Origin of the sequence: uncultured Turicibacter sp. (assembly GCF_938044715.1) — a bacterium.
GTDB lineage: Bacteria > Bacillota_I > Bacilli_A > MOL361 > Turicibacteraceae > Turicibacter > Turicibacter sanguinis.
Map to the genome: position 1 here is coordinate 14,597 of NZ_CALIOS010000121.1, position 24,653 is coordinate 39,249.

27 protein-coding genes are annotated in these 24,653 nt (G+C 34.5%); 26 read left to right on the plus strand and 1 reads right to left on the minus strand.

Features of this window, described 5'->3' with window-relative positions:
• Window positions 1-89: 89 nt before the first annotated feature.
• The 7 genes from QWC74_RS11430 (at window position 90) to rpsR (ending at window position 5,006) form a co-directional block, all read left to right on the plus strand.
• On the plus strand, window positions 90-1,100 hold the full coding sequence (locus QWC74_RS11430) for a phosphate/phosphite/phosphonate ABC transporter substrate-binding protein (protein WP_006784580.1): 1,011 nt from the start codon (window positions 90-92) through the stop codon (window positions 1,098-1,100).
• A gap of 69 nt (window positions 1,101-1,169) precedes the next feature.
• The gene (gene phnC, locus QWC74_RS11435) at window positions 1,170-1,934 is read left to right on the plus strand and encodes a phosphonate ABC transporter ATP-binding protein (protein ID WP_006784581.1); all 765 of its coding nucleotides are present in this window, start codon (window positions 1,170-1,172) and stop codon (window positions 1,932-1,934) included.
• Between the two features lie 2 nt (window positions 1,935-1,936).
• On the plus strand, window positions 1,937-2,758 hold the full coding sequence (phnE, locus tag QWC74_RS11440; RefSeq protein WP_006784582.1) for a phosphonate ABC transporter, permease protein PhnE: 822 nt from the start codon (window positions 1,937-1,939) through the stop codon (window positions 2,756-2,758).
• Between the two features lies 1 nt (window position 2,759).
• Window positions 2,760-3,566, plus strand: a complete 807-nt coding sequence (phnE, locus tag QWC74_RS11445) for a phosphonate ABC transporter, permease protein PhnE (protein WP_155222969.1) — start codon at window positions 2,760-2,762, stop codon at window positions 3,564-3,566.
• Between the two features lie 272 nt (window positions 3,567-3,838).
• Window positions 3,839-4,126 carry a 30S ribosomal protein S6 gene (rpsF, locus tag QWC74_RS11450; protein WP_006784584.1) on the plus strand — a complete coding sequence of 96 codons (288 nt, stop codon included), beginning with the start codon at window positions 3,839-3,841 and terminating at the stop codon, window positions 4,124-4,126.
• Window positions 4,127-4,157: 31 nt separating this feature from the next.
• The gene (locus QWC74_RS11455) at window positions 4,158-4,718 is read left to right on the plus strand and encodes a single-stranded DNA-binding protein (protein WP_006784585.1); all 561 of its coding nucleotides are present in this window, start codon (window positions 4,158-4,160) and stop codon (window positions 4,716-4,718) included.
• Between the two features lie 54 nt (window positions 4,719-4,772).
• Window positions 4,773-5,006: a 30S ribosomal protein S18 gene (gene rpsR / locus QWC74_RS11460; RefSeq protein ID WP_006784586.1), complete on the plus strand. Its 234-nt coding sequence runs from the start codon at window positions 4,773-4,775 to the stop codon at window positions 5,004-5,006.
• Between the two features lie 559 nt (window positions 5,007-5,565).
• Here rpsR and QWC74_RS11465 read toward each other — a convergent pair.
• A complete protein-coding gene (locus tag QWC74_RS11465) occupies window positions 5,566-5,730 on the minus strand; it encodes a hypothetical protein (protein WP_006784587.1) in 165 nt (54 codons plus the stop codon).
• A gap of 1,937 nt (window positions 5,731-7,667) precedes the next feature.
• Between QWC74_RS11465 and QWC74_RS11470 the strand changes: the two genes are divergently transcribed.
• The 19 genes from QWC74_RS11470 to atpG all read left to right on the plus strand — a co-directional run bounded on the left by QWC74_RS11470 (window position 7,668) and on the right by atpG (window position 24,649).
• Window positions 7,668-8,585 carry a DUF2232 domain-containing protein gene (locus QWC74_RS11470; protein WP_006784588.1) on the plus strand — a complete coding sequence of 306 codons (918 nt, stop codon included), beginning with the start codon at window positions 7,668-7,670 and terminating at the stop codon, window positions 8,583-8,585.
• 20 nt (window positions 8,586-8,605) lie between these two features.
• Window positions 8,606-10,585 carry a DHH family phosphoesterase gene (locus tag QWC74_RS11475; protein WP_006784589.1) on the plus strand — a complete coding sequence of 660 codons (1,980 nt, stop codon included), beginning with the start codon at window positions 8,606-8,608 and terminating at the stop codon, window positions 10,583-10,585.
• A gap of 2 nt (window positions 10,586-10,587) precedes the next feature.
• Complete coding sequence (gene rplI, locus QWC74_RS11480; RefSeq protein ID WP_006784590.1) at window positions 10,588-11,031, plus strand: 50S ribosomal protein L9; 444 nt, start codon at window positions 10,588-10,590, stop codon at window positions 11,029-11,031.
• Between the two features lie 26 nt (window positions 11,032-11,057).
• On the plus strand, window positions 11,058-12,419 hold the full coding sequence (dnaB, locus tag QWC74_RS11485) for a replicative DNA helicase (RefSeq protein ID WP_006784591.1): 1,362 nt from the start codon (window positions 11,058-11,060) through the stop codon (window positions 12,417-12,419).
• A 294-nt stretch (window positions 12,420-12,713) separates the two neighbouring features.
• Window positions 12,714-13,778: a peptide chain release factor 1 gene (gene prfA / locus QWC74_RS11490; RefSeq protein WP_006784592.1), complete on the plus strand. Its 1,065-nt coding sequence runs from the start codon at window positions 12,714-12,716 to the stop codon at window positions 13,776-13,778.
• A 783-nt stretch (window positions 13,779-14,561) separates the two neighbouring features.
• Window positions 14,562-15,413: a peptide chain release factor N(5)-glutamine methyltransferase gene (prmC, locus tag QWC74_RS11495; protein ID WP_006784593.1), complete on the plus strand. Its 852-nt coding sequence runs from the start codon at window positions 14,562-14,564 to the stop codon at window positions 15,411-15,413.
• A 276-nt stretch (window positions 15,414-15,689) separates the two neighbouring features.
• Window positions 15,690-16,292: an L-threonylcarbamoyladenylate synthase gene (locus tag QWC74_RS11500; protein WP_132942579.1), complete on the plus strand. Its 603-nt coding sequence runs from the start codon at window positions 15,690-15,692 to the stop codon at window positions 16,290-16,292.
• 66 nt (window positions 16,293-16,358) lie between these two features.
• Entirely contained in the window at window positions 16,359-17,069 is a 711-nt protein-coding gene (locus tag QWC74_RS11505; RefSeq protein ID WP_006784595.1) for a stage II sporulation protein R, read from the plus strand.
• 439 nt (window positions 17,070-17,508) lie between these two features.
• Window positions 17,509-17,925, plus strand: a complete 417-nt coding sequence (locus QWC74_RS11510; RefSeq protein ID WP_006784596.1) for a hypothetical protein — start codon at window positions 17,509-17,511, stop codon at window positions 17,923-17,925.
• 133 nt (window positions 17,926-18,058) lie between these two features.
• On the plus strand, window positions 18,059-18,514 hold the full coding sequence (gene rpiB / locus QWC74_RS11515; RefSeq protein ID WP_006784597.1) for a ribose 5-phosphate isomerase B: 456 nt from the start codon (window positions 18,059-18,061) through the stop codon (window positions 18,512-18,514).
• A 223-nt stretch (window positions 18,515-18,737) separates the two neighbouring features.
• Window positions 18,738-19,367: a uracil phosphoribosyltransferase gene (gene upp / locus QWC74_RS11520; protein ID WP_006784598.1), complete on the plus strand. Its 630-nt coding sequence runs from the start codon at window positions 18,738-18,740 to the stop codon at window positions 19,365-19,367.
• Complete coding sequence (locus QWC74_RS11525; protein ID WP_006784599.1) at window positions 19,368-19,601, plus strand: AtpZ/AtpI family protein; 234 nt, start codon at window positions 19,368-19,370, stop codon at window positions 19,599-19,601.
• Window positions 19,598-19,999 (plus strand): ATP synthase subunit I, encoded by a 402-nt coding sequence (locus tag QWC74_RS11530; RefSeq protein ID WP_006784600.1) that lies wholly within the window; start codon window positions 19,598-19,600, stop codon window positions 19,997-19,999. The genes QWC74_RS11525 and QWC74_RS11530 overlap by 4 nt, the downstream gene beginning before the upstream one ends.
• Before the next feature lie 144 nt (window positions 20,000-20,143).
• A complete protein-coding gene (atpB, locus tag QWC74_RS11535) occupies window positions 20,144-20,827 on the plus strand; it encodes a F0F1 ATP synthase subunit A (protein ID WP_006784601.1) in 684 nt (227 codons plus the stop codon).
• A 50-nt stretch (window positions 20,828-20,877) separates the two neighbouring features.
• A complete protein-coding gene (gene atpE / locus QWC74_RS11540) occupies window positions 20,878-21,162 on the plus strand; it encodes an ATP synthase F0 subunit C (RefSeq protein ID WP_006784602.1) in 285 nt (94 codons plus the stop codon).
• A 54-nt stretch (window positions 21,163-21,216) separates the two neighbouring features.
• On the plus strand, window positions 21,217-21,717 hold the full coding sequence (atpF, locus tag QWC74_RS11545; RefSeq protein WP_006784603.1) for a F0F1 ATP synthase subunit B: 501 nt from the start codon (window positions 21,217-21,219) through the stop codon (window positions 21,715-21,717).
• Window positions 21,710-22,252, plus strand: coding sequence for a F0F1 ATP synthase subunit delta (locus QWC74_RS11550; RefSeq protein WP_006784604.1), 543 nt, complete (start codon window positions 21,710-21,712; stop codon window positions 22,250-22,252). The genes atpF and QWC74_RS11550 overlap by 8 nt, the downstream gene beginning before the upstream one ends.
• A gap of 17 nt (window positions 22,253-22,269) precedes the next feature.
• Window positions 22,270-23,769: a F0F1 ATP synthase subunit alpha gene (gene atpA / locus QWC74_RS11555; RefSeq protein WP_006784605.1), complete on the plus strand. Its 1,500-nt coding sequence runs from the start codon at window positions 22,270-22,272 to the stop codon at window positions 23,767-23,769.
• Between the two features lie 22 nt (window positions 23,770-23,791).
• The gene (gene atpG / locus QWC74_RS11560; RefSeq protein WP_006784606.1) at window positions 23,792-24,649 is read left to right on the plus strand and encodes an ATP synthase F1 subunit gamma; all 858 of its coding nucleotides are present in this window, start codon (window positions 23,792-23,794) and stop codon (window positions 24,647-24,649) included.
• The last annotated feature ends 4 nt before the right edge of the window (window positions 24,650-24,653 follow it).

Genomic DNA, 24,653 nt, shown 5'->3' on the forward strand with positions numbered 1-24,653 from the left:
ACAATAATTGTAGAAAAAAGTCGAAAAAATGATATTATTTTTTAGATATTTTAGATAGGTATTTAAAAAGTGAAAGGAGTACTACCAAAATGAAGAAATTATTGAATTTTTTCTCGGTTATGATGATTGCATTTTTAACATTAGCTGGGTGTGGATCAAGTTCGGCAGACTTAAACGAGTTAGTGGTATATTTCGTTCCATCACGTAATGCAGAGGAAATTGAGAAAGCAACAGAACCTTTAGAGGGATTATTAAAAGAAGAGTTAGCAGCTCAAGGATTTGAATTTGAAGATATTAAAATTACAGTTGGAACAAGTTTCGAGGCTGTTGGAGAAGCATTAGCTTCAGGTACAGCTCAAGTTGGATTTATTCCTGGTGGAACTTACGTACTATATGATAATGATGTAGATGTTGCCTTAACAGCAACACGTTTTGGATTAAATCATGATTCTGAAAATCCGGTAGATTGGAATACAGCACCAACTGCAAATACAGAAGACCAAGTTACCTATTATCGTGCGTTAATTATTGCTGGACCATCTGCAAAAGGTCAAGAATTAGCGGCTAAGATTAATAATGGTGAAACATTAACAAAAGAAGATTTAGAATCAGCAGTTTGGGGAGTGCAAGGAAGTAATTCTTCATCAGCAGGATATATTTACCCATCTTTATGGTTACAAGATAACTATGGCATCTCAATATCAGATTTACCAAATAAAGTAGCTTTAGACGGATATGGAACAGCTCTATCACAATTAGCTAATGGTCAAATCGATATTATGGTTACTTATGCAGATGCTCGTCTTGATTTTGAAAATCAATGGGTAAATGACTTTGGTCGTGAATCGTCAATCTGGGAAGAAACAAATGTTATTGGGGTAACAGAAGGAATTTATAATGATACGATTTCAGTAACTAAAGATCCAGTGATGACACCTGAATTAAAAGCAGCCATCCAACAGGCATTTATCAACATTGGAAATACTGAAGTAGGTAAAGAAATTATTTCAATCTATAGCCACAAAGGATACCAAATTGGAACGTCTGAAGATTATGATGGTGCTCGTAAAGCAAACGAATTAGTTCAATCAAATAAATAATCAATCTATTAGAAATGAGTCCTAATTGGGCTCATTTCTTTCATGTAGAAGATAAGGAGAAAGAAGTCGATGATTAAGTTTAATAATGTAAATAAAGTTTATCCAAATGGATTTCATGCGTTAAAAAATATTAATTTAGAGATTGAACAGGGTGAATTTGTTGCAATTATTGGATTATCTGGAGCGGGAAAGTCAACGTTATTACGTACGATTAATCGTATGCATGATATTACAGACGGAGAATTAATTGTAAATGGTGAAAATGTTAATGATTTAAAAGGAAAATCATTACGTAAATTCCGTCGTCATATCGGAATGGTTTTCCAATCATTTAACTTAGTAACTCGTACAACAGTTATCAATAATGTTTTAACATCACGTGTTCCTGATATGCCATTTTATAAATCAATGATTGGTGTCTTTTCAAAAGAGGATAAAGTGATTGCGTTAGAGGCATTAGATAAAGTAGGAATTTTAGATAAGGCCTATGTTCGTGCAGATCAATTATCAGGAGGGCAACAACAACGTGTTGCGTTAGCTCGTACACTTGCCCAAAAACCAGAAATTATTTTAGCAGATGAGCCTGTAGCGGCATTAGATCCAATTACTGCAACTCAAGTTATGGATGATTTTAAACGTATTAATGAAGAAATGAAGATTTCAGTCTTAATTAACATTCACCATGTTGATTTAGCTTTAAAATATGCAACTCGTGTCATTGGAATCAAAGCAGGAGAAATTGTCTATGATGGTCCGTCAAATATGGTAGATAGTGAAATCTTAAAACAAATCTATGGTCGCGAATTAGCAGCTGATGAATTAATGGAGGCTTAAGAATGAAGCGAATGAGAGATTTATTTCAACCCAAAAAAATTACGTTAGATAACGGGAAAGAGATTCAGCCACCTCGTTCAGTCGCACCCTTTATTTTAATTGGATTAGCACTTGCATTATGGGGGGCTGCTACGATTACAGGATTTGATTTTAATGCCTTAATGAGACGTGGAAATCAATTCTTTATTATCTTAAAAGATATGCTATCCCCAGATTGGTCAATTATTGATCAAATTATTCCCCCATTAGTGGAAACGATTAAGATGTCTATTTTAGGTTCAATTATTGGTAGTTTATTAGCATTCCCAGTTGCTATTTTATCTTCTTCAAATATTAATAAATCAAAATGCTCATTATGGATTATGCGATTTATCCTAAGTATTGTTCGTACGATTCCGACCTTAATTATTGCTTTATTTGCAACTTATGTGTTTGGGTTAGGAACATTTGCTGGAACCGTTGCAATTTCTATTTTTACATTTGGTATTGTCGTTAAAATGTTATATGAAAAAATTGAGACAATCGATATGGGACCATTTGAGGCAATGGAAGCTGTTGGAGCTACAAAATTAGAAGCTTTTCAATCTGCTATTACACCTCAAATCTTACCTAACTATTTCTCAATGTGCTTATATACGTTAGAAATTAATGTTCGTGCTGCCACTATTTTAGGATATGTTGGGGCAGGTGGGATTGGATTATTATTAAAAGAAAAATTAGGATGGCGTCAATATGATCAAGTTGGAATGATATTATTATTGTTATTTGTGACTATTATCGTGATTGAAAATATTAGTCGTTATATCCGAGAAAGGTTGGGGTAATATGCAATTAACTATTGATCAACAATTAAGAAAAGAACCAAATCGATGGATTCATAAATCCCTAACCATCGCTTTTATTTTCGTTATCATTGCATGGGCGATGGGGACGATAACTTTTACAGGGATTAAAGAAAATGGATTTACAATCATGTCTAATATTGTGAGCTCATTATTTCAGCCTGATGTTGATTTCTTATTTGATTTTAAATTAGGAGTACCGGCCTTATTACTAGAAACTATCGTCATCGCTTTTGTCGGAACAATTATTGGAGCCATTTTAGCTTTACCATTAGCGTTCTTAGCAGCTCGTAATATTGCACCAAAATGGGTTAATTTTATTGCTCTTACTTTTATTGCTGCAATTCGTACATTCCCAGCCTTTGTTTATGGGTTAATGTTTCTTCGTGTAACAGGACCAGGAGCTTTCGCTGGTGTTTTAACCGTATCTGTTGTTTCGATTGGTATGATTTCAAAGTTATATATTGAGGCGATTGAAGATTTAGATAAGCGAATATTAGAATCATTAGATGCCGCAGGATGCAATACTTTTGAGAAAATTCGTTATGGCATTTTACCTCAGTTATTTACTGATTTCGCTTCAACGGTTATCTATCGTTTTGAAATCAATATTAAGGATGCTTCTACTTTAGGATTAGTTGGGGCAGGTGGAATTAGTGCACCATTAATTTTTGCGATGAACGATTTTAACTGGTCAAAAGCAGGAGCTATTTTACTTGGGATTATTATTTTAGTTTTAATTGTTGAAACTATTTCTACTAAGTTACGTACGAAATTAGCACGTGGTTAAATTTTATAATGATTGAATAAGGTTTAAGTTATATAACTATAATAAATTTGAATCATCATCTAGTACATTGTATAATTGCAACTAGAATTAGGTGATGATTTTAACAAATAGGCACGTTTTAAACGTGCTTATTTTTATTTGTGAAATGGTGAGTCTAGTTTTTTTTGACTTGCCATAGTACGACACACTGTGCTATAATATATGACTGTGAGTAATTGAAGATTACTCCTTGCTCGGTAAGAGCCGTCTAGACCAAGAGGAGGTGCACTATAATGAGAAAATACGAAATTATGTACATCGTTCGTCCTAACTTAGAAGAAGAAGGACGCAAAGCTGTTATTGAAGGATTCAACACTATGTTCACTAACATGGGAGCTGAAATCGTTGAAATGAAAGAATGGGGTATGCGTGATTTAGCATATGCTATCGAAGATTTCACTAAAGGTTACTATGTAGTATTAACTGTTAACTCTTCAATCGAAGCTAAAAACGAATTCGATCGTTTAGCTGGAATCAGCGAAGATGTTATCCGTTACATCGCTATTAAAGAAGAAGAATAATATCAATCAGTACTAAGTGAGGGTGAGATAAATGATTAATCGCGTAGTCTTAGTAGGGCGATTAACTCGTGATCCTGAGTTAAAGTATACCACTAATGGTATTGCTAACTTGAGATTTAGCATCGCGGTTAATCGTACTTTCACTAGTCAAAATGGAGAACGCCAAGCAGATTTTATCAACTGTGTTGCATGGCGTAACCAAGCTGAGAATATGGCGAAGTTTTTACGTAAAGGATCTCTTATCGGAGTGGAAGGACGTATTGAAACTGGTAGCTATCAAGCTCAGGATGGATCAACTCGCTATACAACAGACGTTGTTTGCGATAGCGTGCAGTTCTTAGAACCACGCTCTGCATCTGCTGATCGTGGAAGCTTTGGTTCTCAGCCATCACAAGACTTTGGTGGATTCGGTGGAGGATATGGTGGTGCGCCATCATTCCCATCACAACAATCTTCCAATGCTTTTGGTGGAAACCCATTTGGAGGAGCTCCAAGTCCAGATCAAAACTTTGGCAATTCATCACCTTCGTTCAATAATGGACCTGATTTCAGTTCTACTATTAACATTTCAGATGATGATCTACCATTTTAATTTTTAAATAAAGAATAAAATAAATACTTTTGTTTATGAATAGGAGGAACTAACATGGCTCAATTCCGTCGTGGAGGACGTCGTCGTCGTAAAGTTTGTTATTTCACTACAAACAAAATTACGAAAATCGACTATAAAGATGTAGATTTATTAAAACGTTTCGTATCTGATCGTGGAAAAATCTTACCTCGTCGTGTAACAGGAACAAGCGCTAAATATCAACGTGAATTAACAGTTGCTATTAAACGTGCTCGTCACATGGCATTATTACCATTCTCTGCTGAATAGTAATGGTTTAAAAAGTGGCGCAATTTAAGCGCCATTTTTTTTCAGAACATATACACACACAAACAAACCTTTATTGTCCACTAGGTGATGTAAAAGAAACAACCTGTTTCTTCTAGTGGCATCTCAAATGAGATATTTGCATCAGGGCCCAAAAACTTAATATTCTTAAGTTTAAAGACTGTCTCTTAATAGGAGGCAGTCTTTTTTTGTTAGATGAACTCGCGATTTTATCGCGTTAGTTCATCTATATGCCGAGCGAAGAGAGGCGATTCCGCGGATGATAGGTGAGGCGTAAGCCGAACCCATATTGAAAGAAGATGTCTGTATTAAATGAAATTCGGGTTAGCGGAGTTATTGTTAGCCCAGCTTGTTTCACAGAGTGAAAGTTAGCGGGACATAACAATTAATAGTCGAGGCATAACCAAAGGTGATATTAAAAGAGTGCATCTGTATTAAGTGAGTAGCGTCTTAGTTAGGGTAGATAGGTTAAAGGTGTGGATTTGTTATTGTGAATAAAGAAAAGAACATCATCTATGTTTTAGATGATGTTCTTTTTGTTTTATTTTTCTTCTTCTTTTTCTGTTTCTTTATTTGCTACTTCTTGGATTGGTTCATATTTCATCGTTGAACGATCTAATAAGTAAGTGTCTGTACAGCAACTCATATCTTCACATAAGTGAGCATCGCTTAATAAACTTAATGGATTATATTTTTTCTCTGACATACAAAAACCCTCCTAGAATATTTAAATTTTAAACGTTATTACCTTTTTATTATACATCATAATGTTGCTTAGCGTTATTATTTTTATAAAAATAAATAATAAAGACTCCCTATAAAGGGAGCCTTATCTATTATTAGAAAAATGTTAGTTATTAAGTGAAATATAGGGATGATAGGTGTAGGAATATTACGTGGAATAATGTTTTGATAAAGGGATCTTCTTATTATTTAAGTTAGGTTAGGATGTGTAGGTAAATAGTAAGAAGAAGGTTTATTTTTAAAAAATTAATCTAAAAGCTTGAATCAATATGTGTGGAATAGGATGACCGTTAGGATGAAAGGAGAGAGTGTTTTTTTATACATTTATAACTGAGCGATTGGAGTGAAAGGGTGTAGTTGAAGTAGTAGGGTTAGTGGTACGTTTGGAGTATGATTATGTTTAGAATGTATTTATTAGATGGTGGTAGTTTTAGAATGATGTGTAGATATAAAGAGTTTTTTTTTGAATGTTGCAATGTGTTAGTTAGATGATGTTAGATTTAATGCTACGGAGTTATTGTGAGTGGTAAAGTTGAGTTTAAAATAGTTGTTTCGAATGGGTCGATGCTTGTTTTGACGTTATGATGAATATGATGGAATTCTTTTTGTGTAATGTTTTTATTAATAGGACTATGTTGTTTTGATGATTGGTAGATGGATTAGGACTAGTAAGCAATTTTTTTGTTGGATGAATGGATGGATGATGTTAGGAGATGGAAGCTATTTTTTGGTAGGTGTTTTACTGCAATGATGGGATTTTTTTAGAATAGTTATTTTAATGTTTGGGGATGTGTATTGGAGGATCTATCAAAGTTAGTTTAGGAAGTAGTGATAAATGAGTTGGGACAAATTTATAATGATGTTAAAAGGATGTTAGTGAATGGGATGGTATAGTGGATGGAATTTTAAAAGATGTTAGAATGAAAGGTATTAGATGTAGTGGAGGTAATACTAGGAGCTTAGTGGATGTATAGGAGGGATGCGATTAATTAATGGTGGTGTGATGATTGAAAATTAAATGGTGCTTAAAAAAATGTAGTGGATGGTGTGTAGTGGGATTTGTATGAAGGATGGAATTTGAAAGGATATTAGAATGAAAGGTATTAGATGTAATGGATGTGATACTAGGAGTTTGGGATGATGAATAGGTGGAGTGTGAGTGAGTAATGAAGGGTGGTGTGATGATTGGAAATTAAATGGTGCTTAAAATGGTGTAGTGGATGGAGGTTAAGAATGTATATGAATAAATAGTGTGGAGTTGATAATTTGATATGAATGAGTTTAGTGAAACTATAGTGCAATGAGACAAACTTTTAGAATATTGAAGGTTGATGAGAACTAAGCGCGATAGTTTTTAAAAGACTGTAGTTTAGTTGAAAGGAAAGATGTTAAAGGAATTTTTTGAATGAAAGGATATAGGGGTTGGAATGGATGGAGGTTAAGTAATTAGTAAGATGTCGCACTTAAAGTTAAGTAATGGATAGGAATATATTTGTTAATAAAATTATTTGAGGTACTAGCGACACTTTGTTCTTCATCAATAAATCACTAGGCTTAATATTAAGATTCGAGTTGATAGGGTGCATCAAATATTTTGCTGATGGCTATTGTTATAAGAATTAGTGTAGTGCTTCGATGATTGCTATTCTAGTGGTGTGATAAGTTGTTTTCTTGTTTTCTAACTCCTTATCACAATAATAGTTTATTCTAGAGCATCTTTTTTGCATGAGCAAAAGGAATAGTTCTCTATATTTTTTTAAAAAAGTGTGTATTATTTTTAAAGTGCTTGATTTATCGGTAAAAAGGCCATAATAGGAGTAACGTATTTTTATAATTCTTAAAATTTGGGTTATGTGGTATAATACTCATGATAGCCAACGTTTAGAAGGGGGTCTTTTGATGAAGACAAAGTCGCTAGTAAATGCAGCGATGATGATGGCCATTTACTTAGTTTTTTTTATTTTATATAATGTCGGAATTTTACCAAGTATCATGACACTTCTGTTACCTATTCCCCTCATTATCTATAGCGTGGTTAGTCAGAAGGTGTCTGATATTCTATTATTGTTGCTTGGATGTACGATTGGAACGTACTTGATTGGATCTGTTTATGGTTTAATGACAACGCTTCTTTATGGTATAACAGGTGCTCTTTTAGGAATTGGAATTGTTAAAAAGTGGCCTTATTGGAATCGTATTTTGAATGCATCAATTGTGTTTGTTGTAGTTATGCCATTAATGACTTATGTCTTAACCAAATTAAGCATTTCGGAAATGTTTTTACAGACGATGAATGAGATGTTTAGTGTTTTTGATCAAGTTGGAAGTGTGATGCCTGAAGGAAGTATGGAGCAATTGACTTCGATGCAAGAGATGATGCAGACGGTTATTCCAATGGTAATGCCAACGTTGCTGTTAATTATGGGTGCAATTCAAGCTTTTTTAAGCGACAAGGTTTCGACTCTTGTGTTAAAACGCATGCATCTTCAAACTCCAGTTTCACAGCCTATTTCTGAGTTTCAACTTGGAGCAAAGCTTGCTATTTTATTGATTATTTCACAGTTTGCGATGGCTTTTGTTAGAAATAGTGGTGTGACAGTTGTTTTATTAAACGTGGTAATGCTTTTAAACACTTTATTTATGATTCAAGGAATTATTGTGGCTATTCAGTTCTTTAAATCAAGAAATCAAAAAGGTTTAGGCATTATGGTTGTTGTATTCGCCATTTTATCAAACTTAGTTATGTTTGTTTCATTGATTGGAATGATGGATGCATTGTTTGATTATCGAAAACGTTTTGAGATAAAAGGGGTATAGTGAAAGGTGGTGTATCGATAGTGAAGAAGGTTCGGAAATGGTTGGATGAATATCAAGAACACCTTGGCTATATTACTGTATCGAGCTTATTTATTCTTGTTTCAGGAGTTTATGCTTATTTTCAGTCAGATGTGATTTCACTAATCATCTTCTTGTACTTTGTAGGAGACGCTATCTATAAGATTAATGCGTATTATCATTATAAGTTAGATACTAAAAAGCGAATTGAAGCAGTTAGCTATCGTGTGAAGCATGCAGGTGAGATTGTTTTTAATGAATTACCAATTGGAGTTTTATTATATGATGAAGCTCATGAAGTGGTCTGGTTTAATGGTTTTGCAAAACAAATTTTCGGTGCAGATTTACATGATCTTCCTTTACAAACGATGAGTGAAGCTTTGTATGATAAGGTTTTAGGGGAGAGCGCTGTTTTTGAAATTACGGTTAAAGATAAAACATATTTAGTAGAACATCATCGTGATGAGCGCTTGTTATATTTAATGGATAATACACCGTTCACAGATCTTTGTAAGAAGTATGTGAATGAACAACCGGTTATTGGGGTACTCATTATGGATAATTACGATGAAGTTATCCATAATTTAAAAGAACAAGAAAAAAGTGAATTTTATGGAAAAATAGTTTCTATTATTATGCAGTGGGCTGAAGAAAATAATATTTATATTCGAACAGTTTCAAGTGACCGTTTTGTGATGATGATGTCTTTTGAAGTGTTGCAGAAATTGCGTGATAAGAAGTTTGCTATTTTAGATAAGGTTCGTGAAGCGGCAAAAGAAAAAGAGATGTTGTTAACTATTAGTATTGGCTTAGCAACAGGCTATGAAAGTTTTGCTGAGCTTGGTCAGCGTGCGAATTATATGCTAGATTTAGCCTTAAGTCGTGGTGGTGATCAGGTTGCTATTAAAATTGCAAGTGACGATAAGTTCTTATTCTATGGTGGAAAAACAAATCCAGTTGAAAAACGTAATCGTGTAAGAGCGCGTGTTAATGCACAAGCTTATGAACGTTTGGTTCGTGATAGTGAACGTGTGATTATTATGGGACATCGTTATCCAGATGTCGATGCAATTGGAGCAAGTATTGGATTGCTTCGTATGAGCATTGCCTCGAAACGAGAAGCGTATATTGTTTTAAAAGAAGAAGAATTAGATAAAACAGCTAAAAATTTCGTCGCTGCCATTATGCAAGATGAGAAGTTAAGGCCTTATTTTATTTCATCTGAGATGGGGCTAGAGTTAATGACGAAAAATACGTTACTTGTTGTTGCCGATACGCAAGATCCAAAAATGGTAATTGAACCATTACTTTTACAACGTGCGAAGAAAATTGCGGTATTCGACCATCATCGTAGAGGGGTCGATGTGATTGAATCTGTGCTCTCGTTTGCAGAACCATACGCATCTTCAACTGTTGAATTAGTAGTGGATATGTTTGATTATTACTCGCAAAAAATTAAGATGTCGTCGCTTGAAGCATCGATTATGCTTGCGGGAATTATTGTAGATACAAGACGTTTTTCATATCATACGGGACGTCGAACTTATGAAACGGCTGCGATTTTAAAACAAAAAGGGGCAGAGGAGAAGTTAGTACAACAGCTTCTACGTACGCCGCTTGAAAATTATTATAGTAAAGCGCATTTAATCGAACGTGCGGAGATTTTCAAAGATGTGTTTATTATCGCGCCAGCAGATGATGAGATGGTACTTGAAAAAGTTCAAATTGCTCAGACTGCAGATGAGTTATTAAATGTTCAAAATATTAAGGCATCATTTGTGATTTCGCGTATTGATGATCAACATATTGGAATTAGTGCGAGATCACTTGGAGATATTAATGTTCAACTCTTGATGGAACAATTAGGTGGCGGTGGCCATTTAAATAATGCAGCAACTCAGATTAAAGGGATTAATACTCAAGAAGCTGTGTTGATGTTAAAAGATGCAATTGAAAAAGAATTAGAAGAAAGTGGTGACTAGGCATGAAAGTAATTATGTTAGTTGATGTTAAAGGTAAAGGTAAACGTGGAGAAGTTAAAGATTTCCCTAATGGGTTTGCAAACTTTTTAATTAAAAATAAACAAGCTGTTGATGCTACACCAGCAAATATGAATAAATTAAAGCAACAACAAGCTGAAGAAGAAAAACAGGCTGAATTAAGATTAGAAGAGGCGAAAGCTTTAAAAGCGGATCTTGAACAAAAAACAGTTATTGTTAAAGTAAAAGCTGGAGATAACGGACGTGTATTTGGATCTGTTAGTACTAAAGCAATTGCAGAAGAATTTGAAAAACAATTTAAAATTAAATTAGATAAACGTAAAATGGATTTAGAGGAACCAATTCGTGGTTTAGGAATGGCACGAGTTCCAATTCACTTACACCCAGAAGTAACAGCAACAATTAATGTTCAAATCAAAGAAAAATAATTAGAAGATGAAGGTTGGTCACGTCTATGCTAGAAACGCAAAACCGACACATGCCACATAGCACTGATGCTGAGCAAGCGATTCTTGGTGCGATGTTACTTGATGAAAAGGTATGTGAGGATGTAAAGTTAAAGTTACAGCCCGATGATTTTTATCATCATCGTCATCGCATTATTTATGAGGCGATGTTAACGTTGCTTGAGCAAAATAAAGGGGTCGATGTAACAACTGTTACGGCTTTTTTACAGGATCATAAGCGTATTTCAGAAATTGGTGGCGTTGAGTATATCTTAACCATTTATGAGAGTGTTGCAACGACTGCTCATACCGATCATTATATCGATATGGTTCTTGAAAAGTCGATTTCACGTTTAATTATTAATCGAGCCCAAGAATTAATTGAACAAGGTTATAGTCCTGAGACATCGACTCAGGATTTAATCGATGCAGCAGAACAAAAGTTTTCAGGCCTTTCTCGTTTGAATCAAGGGTCTGATTTTAAAGAGATTAATAATGTCTTAGTCGATTTTATTAAAAATGTTGAAAAGTTATCACAATCAACTGGAGAGGTAACGGGGTTAACAACCGGCTATACGGCCTTAGATGATATTACATCAGGATTACAAAATAATGACCTAATTATTGTAGCAGCACGTCCGGCGATGGGGAAAACAGCCTTCGCCTTAAATGTTGCACAAAATGTGGCAAAATTAAATAATGTAAATGTCGCTATCTTCAGTTTGGAGATGGGGGCCGACCAGTTAGTTTCTCGTCTTGTCAGTGCTGAGGGACGAATTGAGGCACACCGTTTGAAAACGGGGAACTTAGAAGGTGCTGACTGGCGCTCATTAAAAATCGCCACTGATGTATTAGGTGGTCTTGGAATTTATATTGATGATACACCTGGTATCAGAGTTGGGGAGTTACGCGCTAAATGTCGTCAACTACATCAACAAAAAGGTCTTGGATTAGTCCTTATTGACTACCTACAGTTATTATCGGGAAGTAAATCTAATGGTGGGAACCGCCAACAAGAGGTATCGGAAATCTCGCGTATGTTAAAAGAGATGGCCCGTGAATTGAAAATTCCGGTTATCGCTTTATCACAGTTATCACGTCAGGTTGAAAGTCGTGAAGATAAACGACCAATGATGTCTGACTTACGTGAATCGGGAAGTATCGAGCAGGATGCCGATATCGTAACCTTCTTATACCGTGAAGATTATTATAAAAAGGATCCTGAAACGAATGATAATATCGTCGAAGTCATTTTCGCTAAACACCGTAACGGTGCTGTCGGAACAATTAAATTAGCATTCCGAAAAGAAATCAGCCGCTTCGAAAATCTAGCCTTTGTACCAGAAGGAGCAAGTGTCCCAGACTTGTAATATAACCTTGTTTAAAGATATGGATTAAATATAGATACTATGAAGTTAGAGTTTTTTAACTCTGACTTTTATTTGTAAATAAAAACGTTGTACATTTATAACACATTTTGACGATAGCAAAGACTTATATTATAATTAGGAATGGATAATTATATAATTCTAGATAAGTTTTGTGCAGTTGAAAACTTTTGGCTGGACTATAGGATGTCTTGGCACCAAAAAGATTTAGCAACTAAGGCTGATGTTTTATGGCTAGAAAACATTTTTGTTTATATATAGAGGAGGATTCAACTTATGTTTGAACGTTTAGAGGCAATCTTAGAGCGTTATGAAAAAATTAATGAGATGATGGCAGATCCTGCAATCGTTACTGATATTAAAAAATTAACTGAGTTATCAAAAGAACAACGTGGTCTTGAAGAGACAGTTAATGTGTATACTGAATATAAAAATATTGCAAGTTCTATTGAAGATTTAAAAGAAATGGCTAAAGATTCTGATCCAGAAATCAGTGAAATGGCTGAAATGGAATTAGAGGAATTAAAACCTCGTTTACCAGAGCTTGAGCAACAATTAGAAATTTTATTAATTCCTAAAGATCCAAATGATGAGAAAAACGTTATCGTTGAAATTCGTGGAGCAGCAGGTGGAGATGAAGCAAATATTTTCGCTTCAGACTTATACCGTATGTATACGAAGTATGCTGAGTTAAAAGGATGGAAAATTCAAGTTATGAACGTTGACTATTCTGAATCAGGAGGGATGTCACAAGTTGAGTTTATGATTTCAGGTGAAAGTGTGTTCTCTCACATGAAGTATGAATCAGGAGCTCATCGTGTACAACGTGTTCCTGCAACTGAATCTCAAGGACGTATCCACACATCTACAGCAACTGTATTAGTTATGCCAGAAGCAGAAGATGTAGATATTGAAGTAAGTATGAATGATATCCGTGTTGATACATTCTGTTCATCAGGACCTGGTGGTCAGTCTGTAAATACAACGAAATCTGCAGTACGTTTAACTCACGTTCCAACTGGAATCGTTGTATCATGTCAGGATGGAAAATCTCAGCATGAAAATAAGGCGAATGCATTAAAAGTATTAAAAGCTCGTATTTATGATTCAATTTTACAAGAGCGTTTAGAAGCTGAAGGTGAAGAGCGTCGTTCAAAAATTGGTACTGGAGAGCGTTCAGAAAAAATCCGTACATATAACTATCCACAAAACCGTGTAACAGATCACCGTATTGGATTTACTATTCAACAGTTAGATCGCGTTATGGAAGGTAAATTAGAACCAGTTATTGAAGCGTTAATTACGGAAGAACAAAAACGTAAATTAGCTCATCAAGAATAGTTTTTATATATAAAAGGGTACTCTAAGTTTAAAGTACCCTTTTATTTTGACATAATAAAAAGCGCCCGGGGGAGGGGCGCTTTTTTAATTAGGAGAGAAACTGTAGAGGGGGGAGACTCTACAGTATTCAAGTGATAAGAATTCACTGGGGGGAGTGAATTCTTATCTATCCCTCGAACCTCTTTGGGGGAAAAGAGGGAAGCTCGGAAAAAGTCTTTGCTTTCACGAGGGAGTTTAAAGTATTAAAATACTTTGGGAGAGAATTATAAGGAGAGAGTATGAAAAATAAAACTTTAAAAATTGGGGAGAGAAATGAGTAATGAAATAAAGTTTTATATGGGGGGAAGAGTATACCCGTAAGTTTCTCGTCTTACGGACAATTATAGTATGAACCTATACTGTGAATTTTAAACGTATATTGTGTAAAAAAAATAAGTTTTTTTAAGATATTTTTTTAGTAATTCTAAAATATGGTTCCAATAATGCTTAAATACTGCATTTATTGCTGCATCTAATATAATATATGTTAGGCGAATGAAATGGTGATGGCCAGGATAAAGATTTTAGAGAAATGAAGAGAATAATATTTTAAAAGATATAGAGTCATTTATACACAAGGCTATTTGAATAGAGAAGTGAATAAATATAGAGAAAATAGTGCGTATTGATAGAGAATGGTCGATCTGATTAATCAGGATGTTTTGAATTGGGATAAATAAATGATTTGCATGTTTATAGAATTTAGAGTAAAATGGGATTGATTTTAAGAAGACGGTGATAAAAATGAAAACAATGCGCGAATTGTTAAAGTGGGCTGAAGATTATGCCCTTGAAAATGGAAAAGAAGATTCAGCTGTTAAATTATTATTAATGCATGTAACTGGGAAAGAGAGTTACGAAATTTTAGCTGATATGAATATGGAAGTGCCACAAGAACAAGTTGAAGAATTTGAACGTAGTGTTAAAACGTATGTGGAGCAAAATATCCCTGTGCAACACATTATGGGCTATGAAACGTTCTTTGGTCATAAATTTATCGTAAATGATGACGTATTAATTCCTCGTTTTGAAACGGAAGAGTTAGTAGCTAATGTTTTATCAACATATGATGATGTGTTTGATGGGGCAGCAGTTAAACTCGTTGATGTTGGAACAGGTAGTGGTGCAATTGGTGTTACTTTAGCGGTTGAAGAGCCAAATATGGAAGTGACAGTAACTGAGCTTTCTGAGGCAGCTTTAGAAGTGGCAAAGAAAAATGCTGCTAATTTAGGAGCTAATGTGACGTTCTATCAAGGGGATATGTTACAACCTTTAATTGAACGTGGATTAAAGTTTGATATTTTAGTTTCAAATCCTCCATATATTCCATTAACTGAAGATGTGGATCCACTTGTGAAAGATAATGAACCACACTTAGCTTTATTTGGTGGAGAAGATGGATTAAAATTCTATCGTCAAATTTTAAAAGATGCTCATAAAGTGGTAAATGAGAAAAATATTATTGCATTTGAGCATGCTTATAATCACAAAGAAGCCATGGCTGAACTTGTGAAACAACACTTCCCAAATGCAGAATTTGAAACATTAAAAGACCTAAACGGAAAAGACCGTATGACAATTATTATAAATAAGTAGGGGGGACCCAGGCTAGCGAAGCTAGATTTCCTCAATCACTGGGGAGATATAAAGTAAGAGATTGAACCTCGTTTAAGATGAAAGCGAGCGAAGAGAGCTCTTAGCTTTCCTCCGCTAGTAGGCGGGGGTGAACCTTGCTTAAGATGAAATAAATCAAATGTTCTCTTAGTTATTATTAGCAAAGAGAGAATACTATCTTTAATTATGATGATAGAGTAAGTAATGTATAGAATGGGGATGTCTTTAGACATCCTCCTTTTTGTAGGAGGAATATGAATGATTTTTAAAAAGGAACAGCTATCTGAAATAATAGGACAACTTCATGAAGATGATGTCATTGTTTTTCCAACTGATACGGTGTATGGAATTGGGGCTAATATTCATTCTCCCATTGCTTTGAATAAGATTTTTGAGGTGAAGAATCGTCCGACAGATAAGTCACTGATTATTTTATGTGCGAATGTTATGCAGATGGAGGAGATTGTTGGACCACTAGATCAACAGGTTAAGGTGCTTGTGGATAATTTTTTACCTGGAGGATTGACGCTAATATTGAATACAAAGTTGGAGTTAGCAGATGAGATTACACGTGGAAAATCGACAATTGGATTACGTATTCCAAATCATCCAGTGGCTCTTGAATTGCTAGAGAAGGTCGGGCCCTTAGCTACAACGAGTGCTAATATTTCTGGAGAACCTAGTCCGACAATGATAGAAACTTCGAATCCAGTTATCTCTCGTGTGAAGTTTGTTATTGATGATGGAGAGACGATGGAGAAAGTACCATCTACTATTTTAGATTGCACGCAAAGTGAGATAGTTATTTTACGCCAAGGTGCTATTTCAGAAGAAGAAATAAAAAAAGTTTTAAAAAAATAAAGTTAGATGTATAATTTTAAAAAAATCATCCATACTGAGTTATCAGCGAAAGGGATGGTGTTTGAGATGACAAACAAAACAAAAATTATCGTAGCAATAACTTTAATTATGATGGTAGTAGTATACCAAATAGGAAAAACTGAAACAAAAACAACATATGCAGAGGAAACTGTGACAGTGAATGATACAGCAATTAGAATTCGTATTATTCCTAATTCAAATAAATATGAAGATCAACAAGCTAAGAAAATGGTTCGATTTGCTATTGATGAATATTTAGCAAACAATAAAACATATTTTGAAACGATTGATTCAACTCGACAATTTATTGTTGAAAATATTGGTGAGATTGAAAAAACAGTAGCTTATGTTTTAGATACTATCAATTATGATGAAGAGTTCGAGGTTTCATATGGTGCACATTTATTTCCGGAAAAACAATACAACGGAGCAACTTATGATGCAGGTTACTATGAAAGTTTAGTTATTACAATCGGTGATGGTCTTGGTAACAATTGGTGGTGTTTTATGAATCCTGATCTTTGTTTAGGTCCAAGTGCAACTAAAGCTGAGGAATCAGACGATCATTGGAATGCTCAATATACAGCAATGGAGACAACACAAGAGGCATTTCAAACTAAACAATTTAAATCATATTTTGGTGAAGTGTTTGAAACTCTTTTTGGTGGTCGTGACACTAAAGTAAATGAGAATACTTATGCAAAGGTAGATCAATCAGCAAAAGCAAATTGGTATTTATATGAGGATGAATATTAAAATATTCTTTGCTTATAAAAACAAACACTCCCATTCAACTCCTTTTATCTAGTTAAGAATAATGAAGCAGCAATTGCTTTGTTATTCTTTTTTGTTATTTAAGTATTTTATTAATAATTTAGCTAGATAGCGAATATAGATTTAGATATATAACTGTGATTAATTTTCTCTATATCAGTCTGCTAAGTTTTGTACATTAGTTGATTGCCCTATTAATAGAAGGTCATTTTATTTGAAAATAATAGGCGACCCGTCTAGTTAGTGTTTATATCATCAATCGAGTCTAATTCGAAAGTGTGTAAAACATTTCTGTAGATATATAGAAAGAAACTTTTATCGGGATTATAGTTGGACTTGATTATCAAGTATCTGAATAACTAAGACCAACTTTCATTATCCAGGTTATGAATCGTTATGTATATAGGAGGGGGAGTAGATTATGGCAAGTGTGAAACGTTATACAAGTGAAGATTATGATTTAGTATGTGAATTTGTAAAAAGAGCATCAGGGATTGAAACAGTAAATGAAGAAATTATCGCCCATTCTGTTTTAATTAAGAATGACGAAGAGGTGACTGGGATGGTATCCTATGAAAAGTTTGATGGATTAGGGATTATTCGTTATTTCATTTATAATCATCAAATTAATCCCGATTTATTAGTTAATATGTTTTTTGAATTGTACGCTAGTGCTAAGGCAGCGGGAATTAATCAACTGATTTCAATGGCTAATCAACCATATGCTTACCAGTTGTTTGAATTACTAGGATTTATTGAGGTGAAGAAACCAACTAATTTAGGGGAATCAGATTTATTTAAAGATGATCAGATGCGTGTTATGAGTATTAAATTTTAGATAAATGGAAATGATTAGATAAAAATGGAAGATAAAAGTGGGAAAATTTTGAAGGATAGTTTTATTTATCACCTAAATTTTATGATATAATAAAATGGATGTGATTTTGACAGGTAAGAAGGAGTGTATATTCATGAAAGTAGCTATTGCATGTGATCATGGTGGATTTGCGTTAAAACAAGAAATTTTAGCTTTATTAAACGATATGAATGTACAATATGAGGACTTTGGAAGTTATAATGATTGTGCGGTAGATTATCCAGATTACGCGTTTAAAGTATCAGAAGCTGTTGCAGCTAAAGAATTTGATCGTGGAATCTTAATTTGTGGTACTGGAATCGGAATTAGTATTGCAGCGAATAAAGTTAAGGGAATTCGTTGTGCATTAGTTCATGATTTATTTTCTGCAAAAGCAACTCGCGAACATAACGATTCAAATGTTTTAGCAATGGGAGGACGTGTCATTGGTCCGGGTCTTGCTCGTGAAATCGTTTCTGTATGGTTAACAACGGAATTTATGGGTGCACACCATACTGCACGTATTGAGAAAATATCAAAATATGAAAACGCTTATGAAATCCTGAAATAGGATTTCTTTTTTTGTTAAACATATAAATAGTAAGATTCGTTCAAACTGATAGAGTGTGTACAATAGATAATGTTGTTGAAAAAAATGATAAACGTAAAAATTTTGTAGAAACATGTAAATGTATTCACGATTTATACTATTTATTGATTGAAATGATAGTTAAAAAGTTGTAGAATTACTAAATGAATTATGAAAAATTATAGAAAAAAAAGAGGTGACCGACGTGATTAAAGTTAATATTTTAGATCATCCGTTAATTCAACATAAGCTAACACAAATCCGACAAAAGGAAACATCGACAACTCAATTTCGCCAAATGATTAATGAAATCGGTGGATTAATGGTTTATGAAATTACGCGTGATTTACCATTAGAACAAATCGAAATTCAAACACCAGTTGCAACAACTAAGGCTAATGTTATTGCAGGTAAAAAAATGGTTGTTGTACCAATTTTACGTGCTGGTCTTGGAATGGTTGACGGTATCTTACAAATGATTCCATCTGCTCGTATTGGACATATTGGAATTTTCCGTGATGAAGAGACATTACAACCAGTTGAGTATTTCGCAAAGTTCCCAGATGGACTTGATCAACGTGATATTTTCATTGTTGACCCGATGTTAGCAACAGGGGGATCTGCTATTGCAGCAATCAATTCAATTAAAAAACGCGGAGCTAAAAATATTAAACTTGTTTGTTTAGTTGGTGCACCTGAAGGAGTTAAAGCAGTTAATGAAGCTCACCCAGATGTAACAATTTACTTAGCATCTTTAGATGAGAAATTGAACGAAAAAGGTTACATTGTACCTGGTCTTGGAGATGCAGGAGACCGAATTTTCGGAACGAAATAAATGAGTGAATCACCTAAAGTTGTAAAAGCCATGAAGTGGATGACGCTTATGTCACAGGTTGGAATTACGATGGTAGCTAATATTATGGTTGGTTTATTTATCGGTAAATATCTTGACCAGTGGTTGCATACATCTCCGTTATTTTTATTATTATTTATCTTTATCGGGTTCTTCAGCGGCATTAAAAGTGTTTATCTGTTAATAATTAAAATAGATAAGAGGGATAAGTCTTGAGTCAATTACAGAATGATCCAATTAGAGTCGTACCTAAAAGAGTTATTCAATTGGCATTGGTTTTTACTTTTTTAATTGCAATTGTGGCAATGGTATTTAAGTGGCCAATGGTAAATATGATAATCGGGTACTGGCTAGGAGTTATTGTTAACCTTATTAATTTCCGATTAATTGTTATTGGTGCTAAAAATGCACTAGATCGTCAAGAAAAGGGTGCTAGGTCATCGATGATGTCGAATTTAGTTATTCGATTAGTCATTTATGCCGCAACACTTGTTCTAGCAGTTCAGTTTGGAACTCATGCATTTATTGCAGCAATTATTGGAATTTCAATGGTACGATTTGCGATTCAAACTGATGGTTTCTTTACGTTTGGCTATGGAAAAAACAAAAAGTAATCATCGTTGAATATATAGCTCAATAGATTGTTTTTAACAAACTAGAGCCAAAACTTAAAACAGATTATGTGTGTTTTAGGGGTAAGAATTAAAAAGTAAAATATTGATTCATTTTCTATGAATCTCTAAGAAAGGAGGTTAAGAATGAGTCCATTACTAATGAAAATCGTTGTTGAAAATTCTAATGGAGAAACATTAGTTAATCCAACGGTTGCCAATTCAGTTTTATTGGTCGTTGTGTTATGTGTACTATTTATCTGGTTTGGTAGCAAAGTTAAAAAGGCAGATCCATCGAAACCATCGAAGGGTGTTGTCCTATTCTTAGAGATACTGATTACAGGTATTGAAGGATTAGTAGATCAAACAATGGGGACTAAGCATATGAAATTTGCCCCATATATTGGAACTTTAGCTGTGTATTTAGTCTGTGCCAATTTATTGGGGCTTATTGGATTAACAGCACCAACATCAGATTACAACGTCACATTAGCCTTGGCTGTTATGACTATTGTCTTAATGGTTGGATCAGGGATCAAAACTAAAGGTATTGGTGGTTACTTATACGACACATATCTTGGGGACTTCCCATTCTTATTACCTTTAAATATTACTGGAGAGCTTGCGAAACCAATCTCGTTATCTTTCCGTTTGTTTGGTAATATTTTAAGTGGTGGTATTATTATGTCACTTGTATATCAAGCACTTGGATGGTTCTCACCATTAATCGCTCCATTTGCGCATGGATATTTTGATATCTTTGCGGGAGTTATTCAAACGCTCATCTTTATCATGTTAACCATGATTTGGACACAAGGGGCAATGGAGTAATCCAAAAATTAAAAAAATTAAAATAACAAGTTATTAGGAGGAATTTAATTATGTTTTTACAAACTGTTGCATCAACAATTTCAAATGAAGCATTCGTATTAGGTATGTCAGCTGTTGGAGCTGGAATCGCAGTATGTTCAGGTATCGGGACAGGGATCGGGCAAGGTAATGCCGCAGGTCAAGCTGCTGCAGCTGTTGGACGTCAACCAGAAGCAAAAGGTGATGTAATGCAAATGATGATCTTAGGTCAAGCGATCGCGGAAACATCAGCAATCTACGGATTCGTAGTAGCAATCATCTTATTATTCATCAACCCATTCATCGGTCAATTATAATTCATATAAACTAACTAATTATATCTAAGACTGATAAGAAAGGGGGCAACCTACTTGCAAATCTATATCATGCCAGACTGGATCAACTTCACGTTACAAATCTTGTCGACTCTAGTCTTATTCTTTGTCATTAAGCATTTTGCATGGGCTCCTATGAAAGAATTCTTACGTAAGCGTCAAGAGTTAGTTTCTGAAGAGATTAATCATGCAGAAATGTTAAAAGCAGATGCAATTGCTTTAAAACAATCTGCAGAAGCGCAAGTGCAAGTTGCACGCGATGAAGCACGTGAAATCGTTGAAAATTCTAAGAAACAAGCACAAAATATTCATGATGAAATCGTGACAAGTGCTCGCATGGAAGCTCAACAAAAATTAGCGAAAGCATCAGCCGATATCGAACAAGAACGTAAGGCTGTTTATGCGAGTATTCGTGAGGATATCGTTGAGTTAGCAGTAAGTTCTGCAGAAAAAATGATTGAAAAAGAAATCGATGCAAAAGCACACGATGAATTATTTAATCAATTCGTATCTAAAGTAGGTGGAAGCCATGAGTAAAATTGCTTCTACTTATGCTAAAGCTTTATATGATATTGCTTTAGAAGAAAATGTTTTAGAAGAAGTTAAAAATGATTTTAATGTGATTGTTTCATCTATCAAAGAACAACCACAATTCTTAAATGTTTTAACACTTCCAAAACTAGATAAAGAAGAGAAAAAACAATTAATTAAATCTATTTTCTCATCAAATACTCCACAAATTTCAGTTAATTTTTTAATGGTATTAATTGATAAAGACCGTATCGATTTATTAAATGAAATTGTGGTTGCCTTTAACCAAATGGTTAATGAGCATTTCGGCATTGTTGAAGGAACTGTTTATTCAGCTGTTCCATTGAGTGATGCTCAGTTAAATCAGTTAACATATGTTTTTACAAAAAAATTAAACCAAAAAGTTAAGCTTAACGTAGTTATTAATCCATCATTACTTGGTGGTTATAAAGTAAACTTAGGAGATGTTGTTTATGACAACACAATTAAGTTACAATTAAAAAACTTAAAACAAAATCTAATGAACGTTGAGTTAAAATAGAATAGAGGTGAGCATTGGTGGCCATCAAACCGGAAGAAATTAGTGCAATTTTGCGCGAGCAAATTAAAAACTATGAGCAAGTATTAGATGTAACTGAAACTGGTACGGTATTAACAGTTGGGGACGGAATCGCTCGTGTTCATGGTCTTCAAAATGTCATGGCTGGGGAAATTATTGAATTTGCCTCAGGTGCTGTTGGGATGGCACAAAACCTTGAAGAAGATAACGTTGGGGTTATCATCTTAGGGGAGTACCGTTCAATTAGTGAAGGTGACGAAGTTAAACGTACAGGACGTATCATGTCTGTTCCAGTAGGAGAGGCATTAATCGGACGTGTTGTAGACGCATTAGGAAATCCAATCGATGGATTAGGTCCAATCGATACGAATAAATATCGTCCAACAGAAGCAAAAGCAACAGGAGTAATGGCTCGTAAATCAGTTCATGAACCATTACAAACAGGGATCAAAGCGATTGATGCTTTAGTTCCAATCGGACGTGGACAACGTGAGTTAATCATCGGTGACCGTCAAACTGGTAAAACAGCAATCGCAGTTGATACAATCTTAAACCAAAAAGGTCAAGATGTTATCTGTATTTATGTTGCTATTGGACAAAAAGAATCTACTGTAAACTCAGTAGTTGAAACATTAAAGAAACATGATGCAATGAACTATACAATCGTTGTATCTGCATCAGCTTCTCAACCATCTCCAATGTTATACGTTGCACCATATTCAGGTGTTGCGATGGCAGAAGAGTTCATGTACGCTGGTAAACACGTATTAATTATTTATGATGATTTATCTAAACAAGCAGCTGCTTACCGTGAGTTATCATTATTATTAAAACGTCCACCAGGTCGTGAAGCATATCCAGGGGATGTATTCTACTTACATTCTCGTTTACTTGAGCGTGCAGCGAAGTTAAATGATGAGTTAGGGGCAGGATCAATTACTGCTTTACCATTCATTGAAACACAAGCTGGTGACTTATCAGCATACGTTGCAACAAACGTTATTTCGATTACAGATGGACAAATCTTCTTAAAATCAGATTACTTCCATTCTGGTATCCGTCCTGCGATTGATGCCGGGTTATCAGTATCACGTGTAGGGGGATCTGCTCAAATCAAAGCAATGAAAAAAGTTGCGGGGACATTACGTCTTGATTTAGCTTCTTACCGTGAATTAGAAGCCTTCGCTCAATTCGGATCTGACTTAGATGAGTCAACTCGTGCTAAACTTGCTCGCGGGGAACGCACAGTTGAAGTATTAAAACAAGGTGTTAATCAACCAGTTGCGGTTGAAAAACAAGTATGTATCATCTACGCATTAGTTAATGGATTCTTAGATAGCATCGAATTAGCAGATATCGCTCGTTTTGAAAAAGAATTATACACATTCTTAGAAAATGAACGTCCACAAATCTTTGCACATATTCGTGATACAAAAGATTTACCAGATACAGATTTATTAAACGAAGCAATTGAGAGCTTTAAAGCCGTTTTCAATTAATAAATAAGGACGGTGAACTAGTATGGCTCAATCAATGCGTGATATAAAAGATAAAATCAATTCGACTCAAAATACGAGTCAGATTACTAAAGCCATGCAAATGGTTTCAGCGGCGAAGTTAACGAAATCAGAAGCTAAAACTAAAAACTATCACCACTACATGGAAACGTTAGAGGATATGGTGCGAAATATTTCAAGCTCATCTAGCATGAGCCACCATCCTTTCTTTAAATCAAAAAGTGAAGCTAATTGTACTGGATACTTAGTTATTACTTCAGATCGTGGTCTTGCAGGTGGATATAATAGTAATGTTTTAAAACTTTTGCAACAACAAATTGATTCAAAACCAAGCGATCAATCTAAACTTTATATGATTGGTAGCAAAGGATTTGATTATGCAAAACGTTCTAACTTAGTCGTTGAGAATGAATTTGTTTTCGTTCCAGATGACATTGTATATCAAGACATTAAACCGGTTGTGGATAAAGTAATCGGAGATTATATGGCTGGAGTTATTAGTGAGGTCGTAGTGGTTTATAACCATTACGTTTCAAAAATCGCTCAAGAACCTATGACAAAACAAATTTTACCTTTAGAGTCAAAGAAAGCAGAGAAATCAAAGGCTCAATATTCATTTGAACCTAAAGAAGAAGATGTAATCAATGCCATTTTACCGAAATATTTAGAGGGAACTATTTATGGTGTTGCGATTACAGCTAAGCTTTCAGAGCATGCCTCTCGTATGAATGCGATGCAAAATGCAACTGATAATGCAGTTGAAATCATTAAGAATTTACAGTTAGTTTACAATAGAGCAAGGCAAGCAGCAATTACTCAAGAAATCACTGAGATTGTCGGTGGAGCTTCAGCCTTAGAATAAAAGG